This window comes from Pseudomonas sp. PAMC 25886, from assembly GCF_000242655.1.
Classification (GTDB): Bacteria; Pseudomonadota; Gammaproteobacteria; order Pseudomonadales; family Pseudomonadaceae; genus Aquipseudomonas.
On record NZ_AHHC01000043.1, the window covers coordinates 118830 to 140705 of the forward strand.

At 61.1% G+C, this 21876-nt stretch carries 21 protein-coding genes; 7 read left to right on the plus strand and 14 right to left on the minus strand.

All coding sequences use genetic code 11. The features are described 5' to 3' along the window. Positions 1-108 precede the first annotated feature (108 nt). The 5 genes from MUM_RS0113845 (at position 109) to MUM_RS0113865 (ending at position 3609) form a co-directional block, all read left to right on the plus strand. Complete coding sequence (locus MUM_RS0113845; RefSeq protein ID WP_010170584.1) at positions 109-1602, plus strand: RNA polymerase factor sigma-54; 1494 nt, start codon at positions 109-111, stop codon at positions 1600-1602. A 75-nt stretch (positions 1603-1677) separates the two neighbouring features. Continuing rightward, positions 1678-1983, plus strand: coding sequence for a ribosome hibernation-promoting factor, HPF/YfiA family (gene hpf, locus MUM_RS0113850; protein WP_010170586.1), 306 nt, complete (start codon positions 1678-1680; stop codon positions 1981-1983). Positions 1984-1995: 12 nt separating this feature from the next. Continuing rightward, entirely contained in the window at positions 1996-2460 is a 465-nt protein-coding gene (ptsN, locus tag MUM_RS0113855; protein ID WP_010170588.1) for a PTS IIA-like nitrogen regulatory protein PtsN, read from the plus strand. Positions 2461-2462: 2 nt separating this feature from the next. After that, positions 2463-3320, plus strand: a complete 858-nt coding sequence (gene rapZ / locus MUM_RS0113860; protein ID WP_010170589.1) for an RNase adapter RapZ — start codon at positions 2463-2465, stop codon at positions 3318-3320. A 16-nt stretch (positions 3321-3336) separates the two neighbouring features. Then, positions 3337-3609, plus strand: coding sequence for an HPr family phosphocarrier protein (locus MUM_RS0113865; RefSeq protein WP_010170591.1), 273 nt, complete (start codon positions 3337-3339; stop codon positions 3607-3609). A gap of 108 nt (positions 3610-3717) precedes the next feature. Here the strand turns inward: MUM_RS0113865 and MUM_RS0113870 are convergent, their stop codons facing one another. The 6 genes from MUM_RS0113870 to pmbA all read right to left on the minus strand — a co-directional run bounded on the left by MUM_RS0113870 (position 3718) and on the right by pmbA (position 8986). Further along, entirely contained in the window at positions 3718-4611 is an 894-nt protein-coding gene (locus MUM_RS0113870; protein WP_010170593.1) for a ZIP family metal transporter, read from the minus strand. A 31-nt stretch (positions 4612-4642) separates the two neighbouring features. Next, positions 4643-5254, minus strand: a complete 612-nt coding sequence (locus MUM_RS0113875) for a superoxide dismutase (protein WP_010170596.1) — start codon at positions 5252-5254, stop codon at positions 4643-4645. A gap of 1 nt (position 5255) precedes the next feature. Then, positions 5256-5699: a hypothetical protein gene (locus MUM_RS0113880; RefSeq protein WP_010170597.1), complete on the minus strand. Its 444-nt coding sequence runs from the start codon at positions 5697-5699 to the stop codon at positions 5256-5258. Positions 5700-5726: 27 nt separating this feature from the next. Then, positions 5727-7103, minus strand: coding sequence for a class II fumarate hydratase (locus tag MUM_RS0113885; RefSeq protein WP_010170599.1), 1377 nt, complete (start codon positions 7101-7103; stop codon positions 5727-5729). Next, positions 7096-7491 carry a hypothetical protein gene (locus MUM_RS0113890; protein WP_010170602.1) on the minus strand — a complete coding sequence of 132 codons (396 nt, stop codon included), beginning with the start codon at positions 7489-7491 and terminating at the stop codon, positions 7096-7098. The genes MUM_RS0113885 and MUM_RS0113890 overlap by 8 nt, the downstream gene beginning before the upstream one ends. Before the next feature lie 148 nt (positions 7492-7639). Continuing rightward, entirely contained in the window at positions 7640-8986 is a 1347-nt protein-coding gene (gene pmbA / locus MUM_RS0113895) for a metalloprotease PmbA (RefSeq protein ID WP_010170604.1), read from the minus strand. A 108-nt stretch (positions 8987-9094) separates the two neighbouring features. On the opposite strand from pmbA, the gene yjgA reads away from it, so the two are divergent. Next, positions 9095-9616: a ribosome biogenesis factor YjgA gene (gene yjgA / locus MUM_RS0113900; protein WP_003216092.1), complete on the plus strand. Its 522-nt coding sequence runs from the start codon at positions 9095-9097 to the stop codon at positions 9614-9616. A 45-nt stretch (positions 9617-9661) separates the two neighbouring features. Here yjgA and tldD read toward each other — a convergent pair whose 3' ends face one another. From tldD to mreB, 8 genes are all read right to left on the minus strand, one after another. Next, entirely contained in the window at positions 9662-11104 is a 1443-nt protein-coding gene (gene tldD / locus MUM_RS0113905; protein WP_010170608.1) for a metalloprotease TldD, read from the minus strand. 16 nt (positions 11105-11120) lie between these two features. After that, the gene (locus MUM_RS0113910) at positions 11121-11969 is read right to left on the minus strand and encodes a carbon-nitrogen hydrolase family protein (protein ID WP_010170609.1); all 849 of its coding nucleotides are present in this window, start codon (positions 11967-11969) and stop codon (positions 11121-11123) included. A gap of 63 nt (positions 11970-12032) precedes the next feature. Next, positions 12033-15848, minus strand: a complete 3816-nt coding sequence (locus MUM_RS0113915; protein ID WP_010170611.1) for a YhdP family protein — start codon at positions 15846-15848, stop codon at positions 12033-12035. A gap of 76 nt (positions 15849-15924) precedes the next feature. Further along, positions 15925-17382: a ribonuclease G gene (rng, locus tag MUM_RS0113920; RefSeq protein ID WP_003216085.1), complete on the minus strand. Its 1458-nt coding sequence runs from the start codon at positions 17380-17382 to the stop codon at positions 15925-15927. A gap of 70 nt (positions 17383-17452) precedes the next feature. Continuing rightward, positions 17453-18049: a Maf family protein gene (locus MUM_RS0113925; protein WP_010170621.1), complete on the minus strand. Its 597-nt coding sequence runs from the start codon at positions 18047-18049 to the stop codon at positions 17453-17455. 50 nt (positions 18050-18099) lie between these two features. Then, entirely contained in the window at positions 18100-18588 is a 489-nt protein-coding gene (gene mreD, locus MUM_RS0113930) for a rod shape-determining protein MreD (protein ID WP_010170623.1), read from the minus strand. Further along, positions 18588-19694, minus strand: a complete 1107-nt coding sequence (gene mreC / locus MUM_RS0113935; RefSeq protein ID WP_081480076.1) for a rod shape-determining protein MreC — start codon at positions 19692-19694, stop codon at positions 18588-18590. The genes mreD and mreC overlap by 1 nt, the downstream gene beginning before the upstream one ends. Before the next feature lie 140 nt (positions 19695-19834). After that, positions 19835-20872, minus strand: coding sequence for a rod shape-determining protein MreB (gene mreB / locus MUM_RS0113940; protein WP_002555108.1), 1038 nt, complete (start codon positions 20870-20872; stop codon positions 19835-19837). A gap of 210 nt (positions 20873-21082) precedes the next feature. On the opposite strand from mreB, the gene gatC reads away from it, so the two are divergent. Continuing rightward, the gene (gene gatC, locus MUM_RS0113945; RefSeq protein WP_003216077.1) at positions 21083-21370 is read left to right on the plus strand and encodes an Asp-tRNA(Asn)/Glu-tRNA(Gln) amidotransferase subunit GatC; all 288 of its coding nucleotides are present in this window, start codon (positions 21083-21085) and stop codon (positions 21368-21370) included. Positions 21371-21876: the final 506 nt, after the last annotated feature.

Here is a 21876-nt window from a genome sequence, read left to right on the forward strand (position 1 = left end):
CTAGGCAAAGCCCCCGATATCAGGCATATAATTTGCTTATGTTTGGCGCTCACGCGCCCTGTCGTGGATGGCGCATTGCGCCGGCGAATAAGGTGTTAAGCCCCTGCCATGAAACCATCGCTAGTCCTGAGAATGGGCCAGCAGCTGACGATGACACCGCAGCTGCAACAGGCCATCCGCCTGCTCCAATTGTCGACCCTGGACCTGCAACAGGAAATCCAGGAGGCCCTGGAGTCCAATCCGATGCTCGAACGCCAGGAAGAAGGCGACGACTTCGATAATGCAGACCCGCTGGCCGACAACATCGAGCAAAAACCCAACCCCGACGTACAGGAACCCTCCTACCAGGAAACCGCCCCCACGGTGGATAACCTCGAAGACGGTGAATGGAACGAACGCATTCCCAACGAGCTTCCCGTCGACACCGCGTGGGAAGACGTCTACCAGACCAGCGCCAGCAGCCTGCCCAGCAATGACGATGACGAGTGGGACTTCACCACCCGCACCTCCGCTGGCGAGAGCCTGCAGAGCCATTTGCTCTGGCAACTGAACCTGGCGCCGATGTCCGACACCGATCGCCTGATCGCCGTCACCCTGATCGACTGCATCAACAATCAGGGCTACCTGGACGAGACCCTTGAGGAGATCCTCGAGGCCTTCGACCCGGAACTGGACATCGAACTGGACGAAATCGAAGCCGTCCTGCACCGCATCCAGCAATTCGAGCCAGCCGGTATCGGCGCCCGCAGCCTCAGCGAGTGCCTGCTGTTGCAACTGCGCCAACTGCCGGCCAAGACGCCTTGGCTGGCCGAAGCGCAGCGCCTGGTCACCGACTACATCGACTTGCTCGGCAGCCGCGACTACAGCCAGCTGATGCGCCGCATGAAGCTCAAGGAAGATGACCTGCGCCAGATCATCGAGCTGGTGCAGAGCCTCAACCCGCGCCCCGGCTCGCAGATCGAGTCCAGCGAAGCCGAATACGTCGTCCCCGATGTGATCGTGCGCAAGGACAATGAGCGCTGGCTGGTGGAGCTGAACCAGGAATCGGTGCCGCGCCTGCGGGTCAACCCGCAATATGCAGGGTTTGTACGCCGCGCCGACACCAGCGCCGACAACACCTTCATGCGCAACCAGTTGCAGGAAGCCCGCTGGTTCATCAAGAGCCTGCAAAGCCGCAACGAAACCCTGATGAAAGTCGCCACCCAGATCGTCGAGCACCAGCGCGGCTTCCTGGAATACGGCGATGAGGCGATGAAGCCGCTGGTACTGCACGACATCGCCGAGGCGGTGGGCATGCACGAATCAACGATTTCCCGGGTGACCACGCAAAAATTCATGCATACCCCACGGGGTATTTATGAGCTGAAATACTTTTTCTCCAGCCATGTCAGCACCTCCGAAGGCGGCGAATGCTCGTCCACGGCGATCCGCGCGATCATCAAAAAACTGGTTGCCGCGGAAAATCAGAAAAAGCCGTTGAGTGACAGCAAGATCGCTGGTTTACTGGAGGCACAAGGCATTCAGGTCGCCCGTCGAACCGTCGCCAAGTACCGCGAGTCCCTAGGGATCGCGCCTTCCAGCGAGCGTAAACGTTTGATGTGACGGGCGGGCCATAGCGTTCCAGTGGCAGGCACCCCGGCCTGCCGCTTTATGCACTGGCAACGAAGGAGAAGCTGTATGCAAGTCAACATCAGTGGACACCAACTGGAAGTGACCGAACCGCTGCGCGCCTATATCGGCGAAAAACTCAAACGAATTGAGGGGCATTTCGACAAGATCACCAACGTGCAAGTCATCATGACTGTCGAGAAGCTCAAGCAGAAAATCGAAGCCACCTTGCGTATACCCGGCGGGGAAGTAGTCGCCAATGCCGAGCATTCAGATATGTATGCTGCCATTGACGACCTCACCGACAAGCTGGATCGCCAAATCAAAAAGCATAAGGAAAAGCAGCAGAGTCTTCTTCAAGGCACTGGCCGCTAACACTCCCCACCCATGATTCGACTTGAAACCATCCTGACCCCCGGCCGTTCCCTCGTGAACGTGCCGGGCGGCAGTAAAAAGCGTGCCCTCGAACAAATTGCCAACCTGATCGGCCGCGAAGTGCCCGAGCTGGATACGCAAGCTGTGTATGAGGCACTGATCGCCCGTGAAAAGCTCGGTTCGACCGGCTTTGGCAACGGCATCGCCATTCCTCACTGCCGCCTGCAAGGCTGTGAGTCTCCAGTCAGCGCCCTGCTGCACCTGGACGCCCCCATCGATTTCGACGCCATCGACGGCGCGCCGGTCGACCTGCTGTTCGTTCTGCTGGTCCCGCAAGCTGCCACCGATGCGCACCTGGAACTGCTTCGGCAGATCGCCAGCATGCTCGACCGCAAGGAAGTACGCGACAAACTGCGCAGCGCTCCCAGCAATGAGGCGCTTTATCAGGTTGTACTGGATGAGCAAAACGGGCAGTAATCATGCGTTTGATCATCGTCAGCGGCCGCTCCGGCTCAGGTAAAAGCACGGCTCTCAATGTTCTCGAGGACAACGGCTTCTATTGCATCGACAACCTGCCCGCCGGCCTGCTGCCGGAACTGGCGGAACGTGCACTGATCCATACCGAGTTGGCGCAACCGCTGGTGGCCGTGTCGATCGACGCCCGCAACCTGCCCAGCCACCTCTCCCGCTTCCCTGAACTGCTCGAAGAAGTGCGGGCCAAGCACATCCACTGCGATGTGCTGTACCTGGACGCCGACGAAGAAACCCTGCTCAAGCGCTTCTCCGAAACCCGTCGACGCCATCCACTGAGCAGCCCGCATCGCTCGCTGGCAGAAGCCATCGAGGACGAGACCAAACTGCTGGGGCCGATCATTGACCTGGCCGACCTCAAGATCAACACCACCAGCCTGAACCTGTATCAACTGCGCGATGCGATCAAGCTGCGCCTGCTGAACCAGCCGGAGCCGGGTACCGCGTTTCTGGTGGAGTCGTTTGGCTTCAAGCGCGGCATGCCGGTGGATGCCGACCTGGTGTTTGATGTGCGCTGCCTGCCCAACCCGTACTGGAAGCCGGAACTGCGCGATCAGTCCGGGCTGGACGAACCTGTGGCGGAATATTTGGCGGCGCAGCCGGATGTAGAGGAGATGTTCCAGGATATCTCCAGCTACCTGCTCAAATGGCTGCCGCGTTTTGCGGCCAGTAACCGGGCTTATGTCACCATCGCCATTGGCTGCACCGGCGGCCATCATCGTTCCGTCTACCTGACCGAACGCCTGGGCAAGGTGCTGCAACAAACCCTCAAGAACGTCCAGGTTCGCCACCGCGACCTTAGCTGAAAGGAACACCCCCGCGATGCCCGCTCTGGAAATTGAAATCATCAACAAGCTGGGCCTGCACGCCCGGGCTTCGGCCAAATTCGTCGGCGTCGCCGGCCAGTTCCCTTGCCAGATTCGCGCCGGGCGTACCGCAGAATCCATGGTCGACGGCAAAAGCATCATGGCCATGATGATGCTGGCGGCGGGCAAGGGCACGAAGATTCACTTGAAGACGGAAGGCGAGCAAGAGCAGGAAGCGATGGATGCGCTGGTGGCATTGATCAACAACTATTTTGACGAAGGCGAGTAACACCCTCTGCAGGAGCCGGTTTACCGGCGATGGGCCCACAAGTCTTGCACTGACCTCAGGAACGCCATCGCCGGCAAGCCGACTCCTACAAGGAATTTGGCAGAGTTCTTAGCCCAACGCTGTATCCATCACCATCATCAAACAAAACCCGATACACAGCCCCAGGCTGGCGAGCTTGTCATGGCCATTGCGCCGCGACTCGGGAATCACTTCGTGGGTCACCACCAACAGCATCGCCCCGGCCGCCAGCGCCAACCCCAACGGCAACAGTACTTCCGCCAGGCTTACCAGCCAGGCACACAGCACCGCAAACACCGGCTCCACCAACCCAGACGCCGCGCCAATCAGGAACGCCCTGACCCGCGACATCCCTGCCCCGGCCAGCACCAAGGCAATCACCAAGCCCTCCGGCACATCCTGCAAGGCAATGCCCATGGCCAGGCTGTCGGCATCGGGCATGCCGCCGCCCGCCGAGACACCCACTGCCATGCCTTCGGGAATGTTGTGGGCAATGATGGCGAACACAAACAGCCAGATGCGCGGCGGAATCACCGGACGTTCCGGACTCCCCACCAGCATTTCCGGGCTGGCGCCGGAGACCTTGCGATCCACCAGATACAGCCCAAATGCGCCCAGCATGATGCCAAAACTGATCAAGCCGCTGGCGGCCCAAGGCGTCAGCCCGAGGTTTTCAGCAGCGGCAATACCCGGCACGATCAGCGAAAACGCGGTGGCCGCCAGCATCACCCCCGCACCGAAGCCCAGCAGCGTGTCACTCACCGCCAATGGCATCCGGCGAATCACCAGTACCGGCACGGCGCCCAAGGCGGTGCCAAGGGCGCAAATGGCACCCCCCTGCAACGCGCGCAGGATGCGGGGTTCCAGGTCAAGCCAGGCCAACCCTTGGGCCACCAGCAATGCAGTTCCTGCCAATAGCAGCAGCGAGCCAAACGCATAACGAAACATTCGCACGCTGCTGATCGCCAGTGTTTCAGTGCCCATAGTCGGCCTTAGATCTTGTTATAGAGGAGTTTCAGCCCAGCGCAACCTGGTACCGTTCGGCAACTTCCGGCCAATTGATGACGCTGTAGAACGCGTTGATGTATTCCGGGCGACGGTTCTGGTACAGCAGGTAGTAAGCGTGCTCCCAGACGTCCAGGCCGAGGATCGGCGTATTGCCGTTCATCAGCGGGCTGTCTTGGTTGCCGCTGCTTTCCACCACCAGGGTCTTTTGCGGGGTAACGCTCAACCATGCCCAGCCACTGCCGAAGCGGGTCAAGGCAGCCTTGGTGAAGGCCTCTTTGAAGGCGTCGAAACCACCCAACTGCTCGTCGATGGCGTTGCCCAGCGCGCCGTCTGGCTTGCCGCCGCCCTTGGGCGACATGACGGCCCAGAACAACGAGTGGTTGGCGTGACCACCGCCCTGGTTGATCACCGCCGCCCGGAGTTTTTCCGGCAGTTGCTGCACGCTGGACACCAGTTTCTCCACCGGCCAACCGGCAAACTCGGTGCCTTCGACAGCCGCGTTGAGGTTATTGATGTAGGTCTGGTGGTGCTTGGTGTAGTGGATCTCCATGGTTTGCGCGTCGATATGCGGTTCAAGGGCATCGTAGGCGTAAGGCAGCGCCGGCAAGGTGTAGGACATATCAATGAGCTCCATAAAAAGGGCTGTTGCGGGTCGACGCATCCGAGGGCGCCACGTTGCTGCCCAGCAAGCGATGAGTACGCGGGTACTCACCGTGATCGCTGATGAAATTCAGCAGCTCGACGTAGGTCTTGCTGCTCTGGCGCAGGGCCGCTTCCCGCAGTAGCGGGTTAAGACGGGTGTCCTGAATGGTCTGCAACAGGCGCTGGTGAATGGCGCAAAGGTATTCCGCGCTTTCTTCCGGCTGGTTCAGGCGCAGATGCAAGTCCGCCAGGTTGTGATGGGAAATGACGCAAGCCGCCACCGCTTCGTCGGCATCCGCCCAGCGCTCAAACAACACTTGAGCCAGGGCCAGGGCTTGCAGGTAGGCTTCGCGGGCATCTACCAGCTCGCCCGCCATAAAGCAGCGATTGGCCCGTTCGATCGTGCGTTTCCAGTGCTCCATGGTGAGCCTCCAAAGCAGGGTCGGTGATTACACGCCGCCGGCCGTGAGCTTTTCCGGATCCAGCAGGATTTCCAGTTGGCTGCGGGGCAAGTCGGTGTGTTCGAGCGCCACATCAATCACCGGACGGCCCTGTTGATAGGCCTTCTTGGCGATTTCGGCGGCCTTTTGGTAACCGATGATCGGGTTGAGTGCGGTCACCAGGATCGGATTGCGCGACAGCGCCTCCTTGAGCTTGGCTTCGTTGACCTTGAAGCTGGCAATGGCCTTGTCCGCCAGCAGACGGCTGGCGTTGGCCAGCAATTCCAGGCTGCCGAGCAGGTTCTGGGCAATGATCGGCAGCATCACATTGAGTTCGAAGTTGCCGGACTGACCGGCGATGGTGATCACCGTGTCATTGCCGATTACTTGTGCGGCAACCATCGCAGTGGCTTCCGGGATCACCGGGTTGACCTTGCCCGGCATGATCGAAGAGCCCGGCTGCAGGCCCTCCAGTTCGATTTCACCGAGGCCGGCCAACGGGCCGGAGTTCATCCAGCGCAGGTCGTTGGCAATTTTCATCAAGGACACCGCAGTGGTCTTGAGCTGCCCGGAGACCGCGACGGCAGTGTCCTGGGAGCCAATCAGCGCAAACAGGTTCTTGCCGGGTGTGAATTGAACCTGGGTCAGGCTGCTCAGTTGCTGGCTGAAACGCGCCGCAAATTCCGGATGGGCATTGATCCCGGTACCGACAGCGGTACCGCCCTGGGCCAGCGCCTGCAAACTCGGCAGCAGGTCCTGCAGATGGCCGATATTCGCCTTGAGTTGCTGGGCCCAGCCATTGAGCACCTGACTCATGCGCACTGGCATGGCGTCCATCAGGTGCGTCCGGCCGGTCTTGACGAAGCGATGCACCTCTTCGGCCTTGTGTTCGATCACCTGCACCAGGTGCAGCAGTGCCGGCAGCGTTTGTTCGTGCAGCACCAGCGCCGCGCTGACATGGATGGTGGTGGGGATGATGTCGTTACTGCTCTGGCCGCAGTTGACGTGATCGTTAGGGTTGACCGGCTCGCCCAGCAAACGGCTGGCGAGGGTCGCAATCACTTCGTTGGCGTTCATGTTGGAGCTGGTGCCGGAACCGGTCTGGAAGATATCCACCGGGAAATGCTGCATGAAGTCGCCTTCCAGCAAACCCTGGGCCGCATCAACGATGGCCTTGCCCTGGGCTTCGCTCAGTTGTTTCAGCTCCACGTTGGCCTTGGCGGCGGCGGCCTTGGCCAGGATCAGCGCACGGATGAATTGCGCCGGCATACGTTGATGGCTGATGGGAAAGTTATTCACCGCTCGCTGGGTTTGTGCGCCATACAGTGCCTCGGCCGGCACTTGCAGTTCGCCCATGCTGTCGCGTTCGATACGGGTGTTACTCATCGGAAGATCCTTGCACCAGGTCAGAGTGAGAAATCGATGGCAGCAATTCGCAGGTCGCCAATTGCCAGGCAAAGGTCTGCCAGCGCTTGAGGCGGCAGGCACAGTGGGACAGTTTTTCCAGGTCGCGCAACGGGCGCCAGGCCTGGTCCAGGCACATGGACCGCCAGTGCCAGGGCAAGGCGATGTCGGAGGCGGTGTCGAGCAGCAGGCGGAATGAGGTCTCGCCGATGGTCCACGGATGGGTCGCTGTGCAACAGGCGAGGTACCGGCCTTCGGCCAGGTAATGTTCGATCAGGCGGGGCTCGTCGGGATCAAGGCCGCAGCGAATCTGACGGCTCATCCAACGCCAGCTTTCCAGGTAGGGATCCTCATGCAGGACAGAACTCATGATCCACGCTCATTCGGTAATGATATTTATTATTAAATGATATTGAGAATCAAAACAAGAGCCTGAGGAAATCACTCGGAATTCCAGGCACAAAAAAAGCGCGCCACCCAATGGGTGGCGCGCCTTGTTTACAGCGTCTTTCGGCGGGTCAGCTACCGGCGACGGTCATCTTCTCGATCAACACCGAACCGGTGCGGATGTTGCTGCGCAGTTCCAGGTCATTACCCACCGCGACAATCTGCTTGAACATGTCGCGCATGTTGCCGGCGATGGTCACTTCCTGCACGGCGAACTGAATTTCGCCGTTTTCAACCCAGAAACCCGCCGCGCCACGGGAGTAGTCGCCCGTGACCATGTTCAGGCCATGCCCCATCAACTCGGTGACCAGCAAGCCACGTCCCATACGGCGCAACAGCGCCGCCTGGTCTTCATCGCCATGGGTGATGAACAGGTTGTGCACGCCGCCGGCATTGGCGGTGCTGGGCAGGCCGAGCTTGCGACCGGCATAGGTGCCCAGCACATAGGACACCAACTCACCGTTCTCGACGAACGGCTTGGCGTAGGTGGCCAGGCCATCACCGTCAAACGACGAACTGCCCATGGCGCGCATCAGGTGCGGACGCTCATCGATAGTCAGCCATTCCGGGAACAGCTTCTGGCCGATCGCCCCTTCCAGGAACGACGACTTGCGATACAGGTTGCCGCCGGAAATCGCCCCAAGGAAACTGCCGAACAAACCACCGGCCAGTTCCGCCGAGAACAGCACCGGTACTTCGCACGTCGGCACCGGGCGCGCGCCCAGGCGGCTGGCGGCCCGTTGCGCGGCGCGCTGGCCAATGCTCACCGGGTCCGCCAGCAAATCGCCCTGGCGGTTCACGTCGTACCAGTAATCACGCTGCATCTGGCCGTTGGCTTCGGCAATCATCACGCAACTCAGGCTGTGACGCGTCGAGGCATAACCGCCGATAAAACCATGGCTGTTGCCATACACACGGCAGCCCTGGTGGGTGCTCAAGGTGGTGCCATCGGCGTTCTTGATCCGGCTGTCGGCATCAAAGGCCGCCGCCTCACAGGTCAGCGCTTGTTCAATGGCCTGCTCCGGGGTGATATCCCAGGCGTGAAACAGGTCAAAATCCTTCAGGTCACGCGCCATCAAGGCCGCATCGGCCAGGCCCGAGCTTTCGTCTTCGGAAGTGTGCTTGGCAATCGCCAATGCGGCGGCGACGGTTTCGCGAATCGCTTCCGGGCCACTGGCGGAGGTGCTGGCCGAGCCTTTGCGCTGGCCCACGTACAAGGTGATGCCAAACCCCTGGTCACGGTTGAACTCGACGGTTTCCACTTCCCGCTGGCGCACCGATGTCGACAACCCCTGCTCCAGGGACACCGCCACTTCACAGGCACTGGCCCCCTGGCGCTTGGCCTCGGCAATGATCTGCTCGACTTGTTCCTGCAGTGCCGGTAACGCTTGCGGACCGACGCTTTGGGCTGCACTCATGGTTTTCTCCACTCAAATTCTGCTTTCGGTTAAGGCCTTCTAGCGACCGGGCCGGACAAGCGGCCCCCGACTGGTTATCATGGCGGCGTTTCTTTGCGGACTGCCACCATGGTTGATTCTTACGACGACTCCCTCGATGGGGAGAAAAGCAAATCTCAGGTCAAACGTGAGCTACATGCTCTGGTTGACCTCGGCGAGCGCCTTACAACACTCAAGCCTGACTTGTGTGCAAAACTGCCATTGACCGACGCCCTGCGCCGGGCTCTGAACGATGCGCCCAAGCACACCGCGAATATCGCGCGTAAACGGCACCTTATGTTTATCGGCAAACTGATGCGCGACCAGGACACTGACGCGATTCTGACGTTGCTCGATCAACTCGACGCCTCCACTCGCCAGTACAACGAGCGCTTCCATAATCTGGAACGCTGGCGTGATCGCTTGATCGCCGGCGATGACGCGGTACTGGAGAAGTTCGTCATTGAGTACCCGGATGCCGATCGCCAACAATTGCGCTCCCTGATCCGTCAGGCCCAGCACGAACTGGCGCAAAGCAAGCCACCGGCTTCCAGCCGAAAAATCTTCAAATACATCCGTGAGCTGGACGATAGTCAACGCGGCCTGCGCTGACCCTCTTCCCCGGGTGGCGGCCTTCGCCACCCGAAGCTCCCGTTCTTACGACCCCGTGCCACCCACGGTGATCGCATCAATTTTCAAGGTTGGCTGGCCGACACCCACCGGCACCGACTGCCCATCCTTGCCGCACGTCCCTACCCCACTGTCCAGCGACAGGTCGTTACCGACCATCGACACCTTGCTCATGGCTTCCGGGCCGTTGCCAATCAACGTTGCACCCTTGACCGGCGCGGTGATCTTACCGTCTTCGATCAAGTACGCTTCGCTGGTGGAGAACACGAACTTGCCGCTGGTGATGTCCACCTGCCCGCCACCGAGGTTGGCGCAGTAGATGCCGCGCTTCACCGAGGCAATGATTTCAGCCGGGTCGCTTTCGCCACCGAGCATGTAGGTGTTGGTCATGCGCGGCATCGGCAGGTGCGCGTAGGACTCGCGACGACCGTTACCCGTACGGGCCACGCCCATCAGGCGAGCGTTGAGCTTGTCTTGCATGTAGCCCTTGAGCACGCCGTTTTCGATCAGGGTGGTGCACTCCGTCGGCGTGCCTTCATCATCCACGCTCAACGAACCACGACGCCCGGCCAGGGTGCCGTCGTCGACGATGGTGCAGAGCTTGGACGCAACCATCTCGCCCATGCGGCCGCTGTAGGCCGAACTGCCCTTGCGGTTGAAGTCGCCTTCAAGCCCGTGGCCCACCGCTTCATGCAACAGCACGCCGGACCAGCCGGAACCCAGCACCACCGGCAACGTACCGGCCGGAGCCGGAATCGCTTCCAGATTGACCAGGGCCTGGCGCAGCGCTTCACGGGCATACCCCATGGCGCGGTCTTCGGTGAGGAAATAACGGTAGTCGGTACGCCCGCCACCACCATGGCCACCGCGCTCGCGGCGGCCGTTCTGCTCAACAATCACACTGACATTGAAGCGCACCAGTGGCCGCACATCCGCCGCCAGGCCGCCATCGGTGGAGGCCACGAGGATGCGCTCCCACACGCCGGCCATGCTCACGGTGACTTGTTGGATGCGCGGGTCCAGGGCGCGGGTCGCGGCGTCCACACGCTTGAGCAGCTCGACCTTTTCGGCGCGGCTGATCACTTCCAGCGGGTTATCCGGCGCATACAACTGGGCCACGTCCTGGGTGCTGAACGCCTGCACCGTGCCGTTCTGGCCGGCACGAGAGATCGAACGGGCAGCGCGAGCCGCCAGGCCCAAGGCTTCAAGGGTGATGGCATTGCTGTAGGCAAAACCGGTTTTTTCACCGGACTGGGCACGCACGCCCACGCCTTGGTCGAGGTTGAAGCTGCCTTCCTTGACGATCCCGTCTTCCAGGGCCCAGGACTCGGAAATCTGCCCCTGGAAATACAGGTCGGCAGCATCGATGCCCGGCCCGGCCAGATCGCCGAGGACCGTTTGCAAGCTTTCGATGGTCACGCCACCGGGCGCCAGGAGGTGTTCACTGACTGAGGACAACAACTCGCTCATAGGTTTGGCCTTAAATTCATCGTTCTGAAGCAGGTCGCTGCGCGCCCTGCGAGAAAAAGCGCCGGTGGCCTGCCACCGGCATGCGCGTCCGTATCGACGCCTGTTCATTGCTATCGCGTTCGGCCAGCAGCACCGCCTCGCCTTGATCCTGTTGTGCCAGCACTCGGCCCCATGGGTCGATAATCGCTGCATGCCCGAAGGTTTCCCGTGGCCCCGGGTGCACGCCGCCCTGGGCGGCCGCCAGCAGGTAACACTGGGTTTCGATGGCCCGTGCGCGAATCAGCACGTCCCAGTGCGCAGCGCCCGTCACCGCTGTAAAGGCGGAAGGCGCAGTGATCAACTCGGCGCCCGCAGCGCGCAATTCGCTGTACAGCTCCGGGAAGCGCAAGTCGTAGCACACCGTCAGCCCCAAGCGGCCGACCGGCGTATCCGCCACCACCACCTGGCTACCATGAGCATAGTCATCGGATTCGCGATAACGGCCCCGGGCATCGGCTACGTCGACATCGAACAGGTGCAGCTTGTCGTAGCGGGCGACGATTTCGCCCTGATCATCGATCAGCAACGAGCAGGCATTGGACTTGGCGTTCGGTTGATCCTTTGGAGGCAACGGCAAAGTGCCGGCCACTATCCATAAGGTGAGGTCGCGAGCGGCCTGTTTCAACCATGGCAGGACAGGACCTTCGCCCAAGGCCTCGGCGCGACCGATATCGGCTACATCACGACGGCCCATGGCGGCGAAGTTTTCCGGGAGTACGGCGAGCCTGGCACCGCCCGCCGCCGCTTGTTCCAGCAGGCGCCGGGCCTGGGCCAGATTGGCCAGCACATCGCTTTGGCTGACCATTTGAATTACCGCAAAGGACATGGGCCCACACTCCAGAAAAGGCATGCACCAAAAAGGGATAGTGCCATGCTACTCCGCAGGCACTCAGTTTGGTTTTTCAAATGGCTTGTCGAAGGTGATTTTCGGGTCTTTCCATGGGCCTTCGACCTTGTACTGGACGCTGGCGAAACGCGAGACGCGGTCGCCAATCAGCTTGTCGATCAGGAACAATGCACCGCCAATGGCCGGCGCGCCGACGATCAGCGCGGCAATCGGCAGGTTATTGGTCACCGGCAGCGTTACCAGCAACTTCGCATCGACGCGATCCGCCACCAGGTCCAGGGTGCCGTTGATCTCCAGGTTACTCGACGGGCCCGTCATGGTGATCGGCTCACGGGTCACAAACACGCCATTACTGGCGGCCAGCAAGCCCTTGACCCGGTCATAACTCAAGCCTTTGCCGAGCAAGTCCGAGAAGTCCAGCCGCAGCCGGCGACCGATGGAGTTGAAGTTCAGCAAACCAAACACCCGCAGGGCCTGGGCGCCGCCTTCCACTTCAACAAACTGCCCTTTGCGGAAGCTGGCATCCAGGCTGCCAGAGAAACGCTTGGGACCGACCCAGGCCGGCGAACCCGGCCAGCGGCCGTCCACGTCCACATGAAACTCTTCACTGGTCACGCTCGGCGCAAAACCCCAGCCCTTGAGCACGTCCCCAATGTTCTTGCCATCCAGGCGGCCCTTGTACCAACTGCTGCTGGCTCCGGGGGCCCCCTCCCAACCGCCGGCGCCCTGGAGCAGCATGCCCTTGAGGCCCAGGTTGAGGCTGTTGAACGCCATGCCCTTGGTGGTCGGCCGGACTTTCAACGACCAGGCACCTACCAGGTCCGGGCCCTGGAACAACTGGGCAATCGAGATATCCAGTGCCGGAATATCCTTGGGATCGACATCAGCCAGCGGGTCCGGCGCATTTTCATCCGCCTGCACCGTCGGATCCACCGCAGGCAATTTCACGTACTGCAAGTTGACCGCGATCGGCGCGCCCTTGGCATCCGGTAGCCCCACGGTGCCTTTGGCTTGCTGGCTGTCGAACTGCAAGCCCCAGGCCGCGGGCTTGCGATCCAGTTGCAGGTTGACCTGGTCAAACTGCGTGCCGAAGCCGGTCAGCTTGCCAATCTTGAAGTCAGCCCCGCTCAACAGTTGCTTGGCACTGCCACCCGGGTCGTTGCCAGCATAGCGGTCTACCAGTTTTTTCCAGGGATCGACATCCAGCTCCGACAACACCCCGCGAATACGCAAGCCCTTGCCGGCCGGCAACACGGCATCGCCTTCCCCCAGGAACAGCTCACCACGGCCATCGGCAAAATTGTCCGCCGGGGCGGCGAAGGTGAAGCTGCCCAACTCGCCATAATCGAACCAGTAGCGGCGCTCCTTACCCTGCAGCGTCATGCGGAACACGCTGTCACGGCCCTGGCTCGCCGGCATGCCGAACGGTGCCGGCAAGTCCACGGCCACGCCCTTGAGGTTGGAACTGACCATCAACTGGCTGTCGGCGCCGTCGAGGTTGAGCTGCAATTGGTAGGGGATATCGCCGGACACCGGCAACGGCTGGCTGACTTTCAGCCAGTCAGTCAGCCGCTTGACGGTCACCTGCCCCTTGGCGGTTACGCGGGTATTGAGATTGCCCTGCCGGCCATCGGCAAAAATCTGCGCGGTGATCGGCCGGTCGAAGGCCTGGGCGCTGATGTTCTGGCCACTCAGGCCCTTGGCGCTGTCGAAACGGAAATCACCCTTGAGCTGGCTCAAGTCCAGCGTAGGCTCAGCCAATTGCAGGCGCGCCTTATCAGTCTTGAAATCCACCACAATCTTGGGATCTGCACCCTTGGCCAAGGGAATATCCAGGTCGAGCTTGCCTTGCAGGTCGCCGTCGCCTTTCCAGCCGGCGAAGGTCGAGGCGGTGCCAATCGGCGCCTCCTGAAGGATCTTCAGGCCATCGCCCAAGCCGCCGGCAAAATTGCCGGTCAGCAGCAGGTGACTGTCCTTGCCTTCAGGAGCATGGGGAATGTTGACGTAGATGTCGTTGACCTTGGTGTCGAGCAACTGGCCCTTGCTGGCCAGGATGCGCACGCCGCTCTCCTCTACAAACACTTCGCCCTTAACCTTGCTGACATGCGGCCAGCCCGGCTGGAATGCCAGCTCGGCATCGTGCACCTTGAAGAACAGGCTGATATTGCGCGAAGCAGGCAGCGCATCGTGGTTCAGCGAGCCCTGGTACTGGAAGAAACCCTCGTCCACCGCGCCCTTGAGGATCGCGGTGCGCAGCCATTCATCGAGTGCCGGGCTCAAGACGGCGGGCAGGTATTTGGGGGTGAAGCGGCCATCGCCGTCGACCATGCCGACCCGCAGGTCCATGTAGTCTTCCTGGCTATGGTCGAAATGCAGGCGAATCAGGAAGTCCGCCGCCACTTTGCCCTCTTCCCCCAGCACCTTGATGTACGGCGCAATCAGGGTGAAGCCTTCTTTATCCAGCTTCCACGTCAGGCGAGCGTTGGCCTGGATGTACTGCCAGGGCTTGGCGAAGATCGGAAACAGGTGCAAGGAGAAGTCCTTGCTGTCCATGCGCAACTCGCCCTTGCCCAGGTCACCGCTGATGCTGCCGCTGACATTACGGGCCGCCGGGGCGCCGAAGTAGGCATCAAAACCGATGCGATCAAGGTTGGCCGCGAAGCTCACGCGCTGGTCAGTGGTGTCTTCAGGACGGTAATCCAGCAACACGTTGCGCAGCGTACCCGTCGCCTTGAGGTGATCCAGCGCGGTGGCCAGGGCCTCCGGCAACGGTGCCAAGGCATGCAGCAACGGCGTGATCGGGGTCAGATCGAGACGATCGGCCTGCACGTTCCAGACTTCCTGGGCCTTGTCGGTCGCCAAGGTTTGTTGCAGTTGCAGGCGCGACTCCCAGCGAGTGTCACCGAGGTTCATCGCCAGCGAGTCGAACAGCACCTTGAGGCCGCTGTCACTGCGTTGCAGGTACGCGGTGAGGGCCAGGTTCTCGATATGGGTCGGCTTGCGGTCGGCGTAGCTGCCCTTGAGTTGCGCAGCGTTGAGGCGCACGGCGGCGCTTTGCACGGTGCCCTTGCCCCAGGTCAGCCAGAATTCGCCGCCGGCCTTGAGTTCGGTGAGTTTCCATTGCCGGGTCAGCTTTGCCGGGATCCATTTTGCCCAGTCACTCTGGGGCAAGCTCAGGTAAGCCTCGGCTTCACCGTCTTTCCACTGGCTGGCGCGGATTCGGGTACGCAGGTTCAACGCCAGCGGCTGGCCATCGGGCAGGGTCAGGCGCGCGTCCAGGCGCTGGCGGTTGGCGCCGGTCTGCAGGCTTACACCGACATAGGTCAAGGTCAGCGGCGCCTGCTCGAACGGCTGCAGCGTCACCTGGCTGTCGAGCAATGAGACTTGCCCGACCATTTGCATGCGCGTCAGCAGTTGCTCGGGATCCAGCGGCTGGTCATCCTGCACTGGCAGGCCTTGCAGCGCCCAGTGTCCGTCCTTGTCTTCCTTCACGCTGACTTGCAGGCCACTGACTTCCAGATGGGCAATCCGCACTTCGCGCGCCAGCACGCTGGCCCAGATATCCGGCACCACTTGCACCTGATCCAGACGCAGGGCGCTGTTGCCCTCGCCGACCATCACATCGTGAGCCATCAACACCGGGGCGAAACCGCTCCAGCGCCCTTCCAGGCTGCCGATGCTCAAGGGCATGTCCAGCGCAGTACGGGCCTTGGCTTCGATTTCGCCCCGGTATTCCGCCACCAGCGGTGTCAATTCACGGCCAAGGCTCACGTACACCGCTGCCAATACCAGCAGCAAGGCGCACAGGCCAAGGCCCCAGCGGGTCAATGCGGCAAAAAAGCGTATCAGACGCTCCATGTCAGGCGACCCTCAAAGGCAATAGTCGGACGGCAGTTCGAGGTCTGCCGGTCTCGTTGATAAGAGCTAACGCGAATCAGAGCAGCACCACGTCATATTGTTCCTGGGAATACATGGTTTCGACCTGGAAGCGAATAGTGCGTCCGATAAAACCTTCCAGCTCCGCCACGTTGCCGGACTCTTCGTCCAGCAGCCGGTCGACCACCTTCTGGTTAGCCAGGACTCTATAGCCCTCGGCCTGGTAGGCGCGTGCCTCCCGTAAGATTTCCCGGAAAATCTCGTAGCAAACCGTTTCCGGGGTCTTCAACTTACCGCGCCCCTGGCAACTGCTGCACGGCTCGCACAGCACTTGCTCCAAGCTTTCGCGGGTGCGCTTGCGGGTCATCTGCACCAGGCCCAATTCGGTGATACCGATGATGTTGGTCTTGGCGTGATCGCGCTCCAGCTGCTTCTCCAGGGTACGCAGTACCTGGCGCTGGTGCTCTTCATCCTCCATGTCGATGAAGTCGATGATGATGATCCCGCCCAGGTTGCGCAGGCGCAGTTGGCGGGCAATTGCGGTGGCGGCTTCGAGGTTGGTCTTGAAGATGGTTTCTTCGAGGTTGCGATGGCCCACAAAAGCGCCGGTGTTGACGTCGATGGTGCTCATCGCTTCAGCCGGGTCCACCACCAGGTAGCCGCCGGACTTGAGCGGCACTTTGCGCTCGAGGGCTTTCTGGATTTCGTCTTCGACACCGTACAGGTCGAAGATCGGCCGCTCGCCCGGGTAATGCTCCAGGCGATCGGCAATTTCCGGCATCAGCTCGGCAACAAATTGCGTGGTGCGCTGGAAGGTTTCACGCGAGTCGATACGAATTTTCTCAATCTTCGGGCTGACCAGATCACGCAGCGTGCGCAGGGCCAGGCCGAGGTCTTCATAGATCACACTCGGTGCGCCAATGGTCTTGATCTGCGCGCCGATCTGGTCCCAGAGGCGACGCAGGTAGCGGATGTCCATGAGGATTTCATCGGCGCCGGCGCCTTCAGCGGCGGTACGCAGGATGAAACCGCCGGCTTCCTTGATGCCTTCCAGCGCCACGCAGTCGCTGACCACCTTTTTCAGGCGCTCGCGCTCGGCTTCGTCTTCGATTTTCAGGGAGATGCCAACGTGGGCCGTGCGTGGCATGTACACCAGGTAGCGCGAAGGAATCGACAGTTGGGTGGTCAACCGCGCGCCTTTGGAGCCAATCGGGTCCTTGGTGACTTGCACCACCAGGCTTTGCCCTTCGTGCACCAGGGCGCTGATGCTTTCAACCGCCGGGCCTTCACGCAGGGAGATTTCCGAAGCATGGATAAACGCGGCGCGGTCCAGGCCGATGTCGACGAAAGCCGCCTGCATCCCCGGTAACACACGCACGACCTTGCCTTTATAGATATTGCCGACGATCCCGCGCTTTTGGGTGCGCTCGACATGCACTTCTTGCAGAACACCGTTCTCTACCACCGCCACGCGCGATTCCATCGGCGTGATATTGATCAGAATCTCTTCACTCATGGCTGGGTCTCGTTCAGGCGTTTTCACAATAGTGACCGATCGCTTAAGGCTTGGCGCTGGAATACGGCGTTTAGCGCACGGTAAGGTTTTGCCAACAGGGTATGCCGAATTGGCCCAGCAGTTCTGCGGTTTCGCAGACCGGCAGGCCAACGACGGCAGAGTAGCTGCCATTGAGTCCGGCGACGAACACCGCCGCCAAGCCTTGGATAGCATAGCCGCCCGCTTTGTCCTGGGGCTCGCCGCTGTGCCAATAAGTGGTGGCTTCATCCGCTGAAATCTTGCGAAAGCGCACGCGACTGCTGACCAGCCGCGTTTCGCAACGCTGATCATCAATCAGGGCAATGGCCGTCAGGACTTCGTGTTCACGATCAGAAAGGGCCAGCAACATGGCCTGGGCATCGGCCTGATCCACGGGTTTACCGAGGATCTGGCCGTCGAGGATGACGGCGGTGTCGGCGCCCAGCACGCAAGCGCCAGCCGCATCGGCCAGGGCCGCACGGCCGGCCGCCGCCTTGCCGCGCGCCAGCCGCTCTACGTAGGACGCCGGCGATTCATTGGTAAGGGGAGTTTCATCAATGGCGGCGCTGACGACAGTGAACGGCACACCGATCTGGGTCAGCAGTTCACGCCGCCTCGGGGAGCCCGAGGCCAGATAAAGCGAATTCATGCAGACTCTCCCTGTGGGGTTCGATAACCAGGCAGAGCCTCGCGATCCATTCAATTGATTTTATAGCGACGACGCAATCCACGCAGGCCGAAACTGATCCAGGGCCACAACAACGCACTGACCAGGGCGGGCAACACCAGCGCCAGGGTCGGTTGGCGGTTGCCGGTCAAGGCACTGAGCCACAGCTGTACCAGCTGCGCCAGGCCGAAGATCACCAGGATCACCAGGCACTGCTGCCACATCGGGAACATGCGAAGGCGCTGCTGCAACGACAACACCAGGAAGGTAATCAGGGTCAGGATCAGCGCGTTCTGGCCGAGCAGCGTGCCGTAGAGCACGTCTTCCATCAGCCCGAGGCACATGGCCGTGACCATCCCGACCTTGTGCGGCAACGCCAGGGCCCAGAATGCCAGCAGCAAGGCGAGCCACAGCGGACGCAGGATTTCCATGAATTGCGGCAACGGCGAAACGCTGAGCAGCAAGCCGATGGCGAAGGTCAGCCAGACGATCCAGCCGTTACGCGAATGAGTACCGGCCATTATTCTTCCCTCTGCCGAGTGGTTGCCGGGGCCGCAGCCGGTGGCTTGGCGGCGGGCGGTTTGGCAGCGGCAGGTGCAGCAGCCGCAGGCTTGGCCGGACGCGCGCTATGGGCCACCGGTTTGGCCGGGGTTGCGACAGGCGCGACTGGGGTTGCCGGAGCCGCAGCCGGGGCGGCAGGTGCAGCCGGCTTTGGCACGGTGGCCGGAATGATCGGCGCAGTGCCGTTTTGCTTGTCTTCCGCTTCCTGGGCCTGGGCGGCTTCGTTGGCGCGCTCTTCCGGGGTGCGGTTGTCACTGAACACCAGCAACAGGTAGCGGCTGCGGTTCAACGCGGCGGTCGGCACGGCGCGCACGATGGCGAACGGCTGGCCGGAATCGTGGATCACTTCCTTGACCGTCGCGACCGGGTAGCCCGCCGGGAACCGCTGACCCAGGCCGGAACTGACCAGCAGGTCGCCTTCCTTGATGTCGGCAGTATCAGCCACGTGGCGCAACTCCAGGCGCTCCGGGTTACCCGTACCGCTGGCAATCGCCCGCAGACCGTTGCGGTTAACTTGCACCGGGATACTGTGGGTGGTGTCGGTCAGCAACAGGACGCGGGAGGTATAAGGCATCAACTCCACCACCTGGCCCATCAAGCCACGGGCATCGAGCACCGGCTGGCCAAGGACCACGCCGTCGCGCTCACCCTTGTTGATGATGATGCGGTGGGTGAAGGGGTTCGGGTCCATGCCGATCAACTCGGCCACTTCGACCTTTTCGTTGACCAGCGCAGAGGAATTGAGCAACTCGCGCAGCCGAACGTTCTGCTCGGTGAGGGCCGCCAGCTTTTGCATGCGTCCCTGCAGCAGCAGGTTTTCGGTCTTGAGTTTTTCGTTTTCGGCCACCAGTTCGGTGCGGCTGCCAAATTGGCTGGCCACGCCCTGGTAAAGACGCTGCGGCAGGTCAGTGATCCAGTAAGTCTGCATCAGGACCAGCGACATCTGGCTACGCACTGGCTTGAGCAGTGTGAAGCGGGCATCGACCACCATCAGCGCAACCGATAGCACGACCAGCACCAACAGGCGCACGCCCAATGAGGGGCCTTTGGAGAAAAGCGGTTTAATAAGCCGCTCCTCCCGGGCAAATGTTTTCTTTATTCATACGGCATCAAACCGGCCTGGATGCAGATTGAAGAAGATAAACGCCAACAGGCAGCACTGCAAAGTGCTGCCTGTTGGCGAAGCATGGGCCAACCAGCAAACGCTTATTCGCTGGAGAGCAGGTCCATGGTGTGTTTATCCATCATTTCCAGTGCACGACCACCGCCACGGGCAACGCAGGTCAGCGGATCTTCAGCGACGATCACTGGCAGACCGGTTTCCTGGGCCAGCAACTTGTCGAGGTCGCGCAGCAAGGCGCCACCACCGGTCAGCACCAGGCCACGCTCGGCGATATCGGAAGCCAGTTCCGGAGGCGATTGCTCCAGGGCGCTCTTCACAGCCTGAACGATGGTGGCCAGGGACTCTTGCAGAGCTTCCAGCACTTCATTGGAGTTCAGGGTAAAGGCACGTGGAACGCCTTCGGCCAGGTTGCGACCGCGAACATCCACTTCGCGCACTTCGCCGCCCGGGTAAGCGGTACCGATTTCCTGCTTGATGCGCTCGGCGGTGGACTCGCCGATCAGGCTGCCGTAGTTACGACGCACGTAGGTGATGATCGCTTCGTCGAAGCGGTCGCCGCCAACCCGTACGGATTCGGCATACACCACACCATTGAGGGAAATCAGGGCGATTTCAGTGGTACCACCACCGATATCCACCACCATCGAGCCACGTGCCTCTTCAACCGGCAGGCCGGCACCGATCGCAGCCGCCATTGGCTCTTCGATCAGGAACACTTCACGGGCACCGGCACCAAGGGCCGATTCACGGATGGCACGACGCTCCACCTGGGTGGACTTGCACGGAACGCAGATCAGCACACGAGGGCTGGGCTGCAGGAAGCTGTTTTCGTGAACCTTGTTAATAAAGTACTGCAGCATCTTTTCGCAGACGCTGAAGTCGGCAATCACGCCATCCTTCATCGGACGAATGGCAGCAATGTTGCCCGGTGTTCGGCCCAACATGCGCTTGGCCTCGGTGCCAACGGCAACGACACTTTTCTGATTACCATGGGTCCGAATGGCCACAACCGATGGCTCATTCAGGACGATACCGCGCTCGCGCACGTAAATAAGGGTGTTGGCAGTGCCCAGGTCGATGGAAAGATCGCTGGAAAACATGCCACGCAGTTTCTTGAACATGGGAAAGGGACCCTAGGCAACGCGTGGGTAAAAAAGTGCGGCAAACTCTAACAACGACAGGGATTTTGGGCAAGGCGCCAATGTGCTAAATTGGCCGACTTTCTGTGCACCAACCCCCACAATCGCGGCCATATGACCGTAGAAATGCGGTAGTGTTCCTACAATCTAACACACGGATAGCTTCCGTTCTGTTTTCCACTGGAGAATCCCATGGCGCTTGAACGCTCCGACGTGGAAAAAATCGCTCATTTGGCCTGCCTGGGCCTCAATGAAGCCGATCTTCCACAGACCACCGCAGCCCTGAACAGCATTCTCGGGCTGGTCGACCAAATGCAAGCCGTGAATACCGACGGCATCGAGCCCCTGGCTCACCCGCTGGAAGCCAGCCAGCGCCTGCGCGCCGACGTCGTGACCGAGCGCAATAACCGCGAGGCTTACCAGTCCATCGCGCCAGCGGTCGAAAACGGCCTGTACCTGGTTCCGAAAGTCATCGACTAAAGGGAAAGAGCCTGCAATGCATCAATTGACTCTGGCCGAGATCGCCCGCGGTCTCGCCGACAAAAAGTTTTCTTCCGAAGAGCTGACCAAGACCCTGCTGGCGCGTATCGCCGAGCTGGACCCCGCGGTCAACAGCTTCATCAGCATCACCGAAGAACTGGCCCTGAGCCAGGCCAAGGCCGCCGACGCCCGTCGCGCCAACGGTGAAAACGGCGCCCTGTTGGGTGCACCGATTGCCCACAAAGACCTGTTCTGCACCCAGGGCATTCGCACCAGTTGCGGCTCGAAGATGCTCGACAATTTCAAGGCGCCCTACGACGCCACCGTCGTCGCCAAGCTGGCTGCGGCCGGGGCTGTGACCCTGGGCAAGACCAACATGGACGAATTCGCCATGGGCTCGGCCAACGAGTCGAGCCACTACGGCCCGGTGAAAAACCCGTGGAACCTTGAGCACGTGCCCGGCGGTTCGTCCGGCGGTTCGGCTGCCAAGGCACACAGGGGATAGG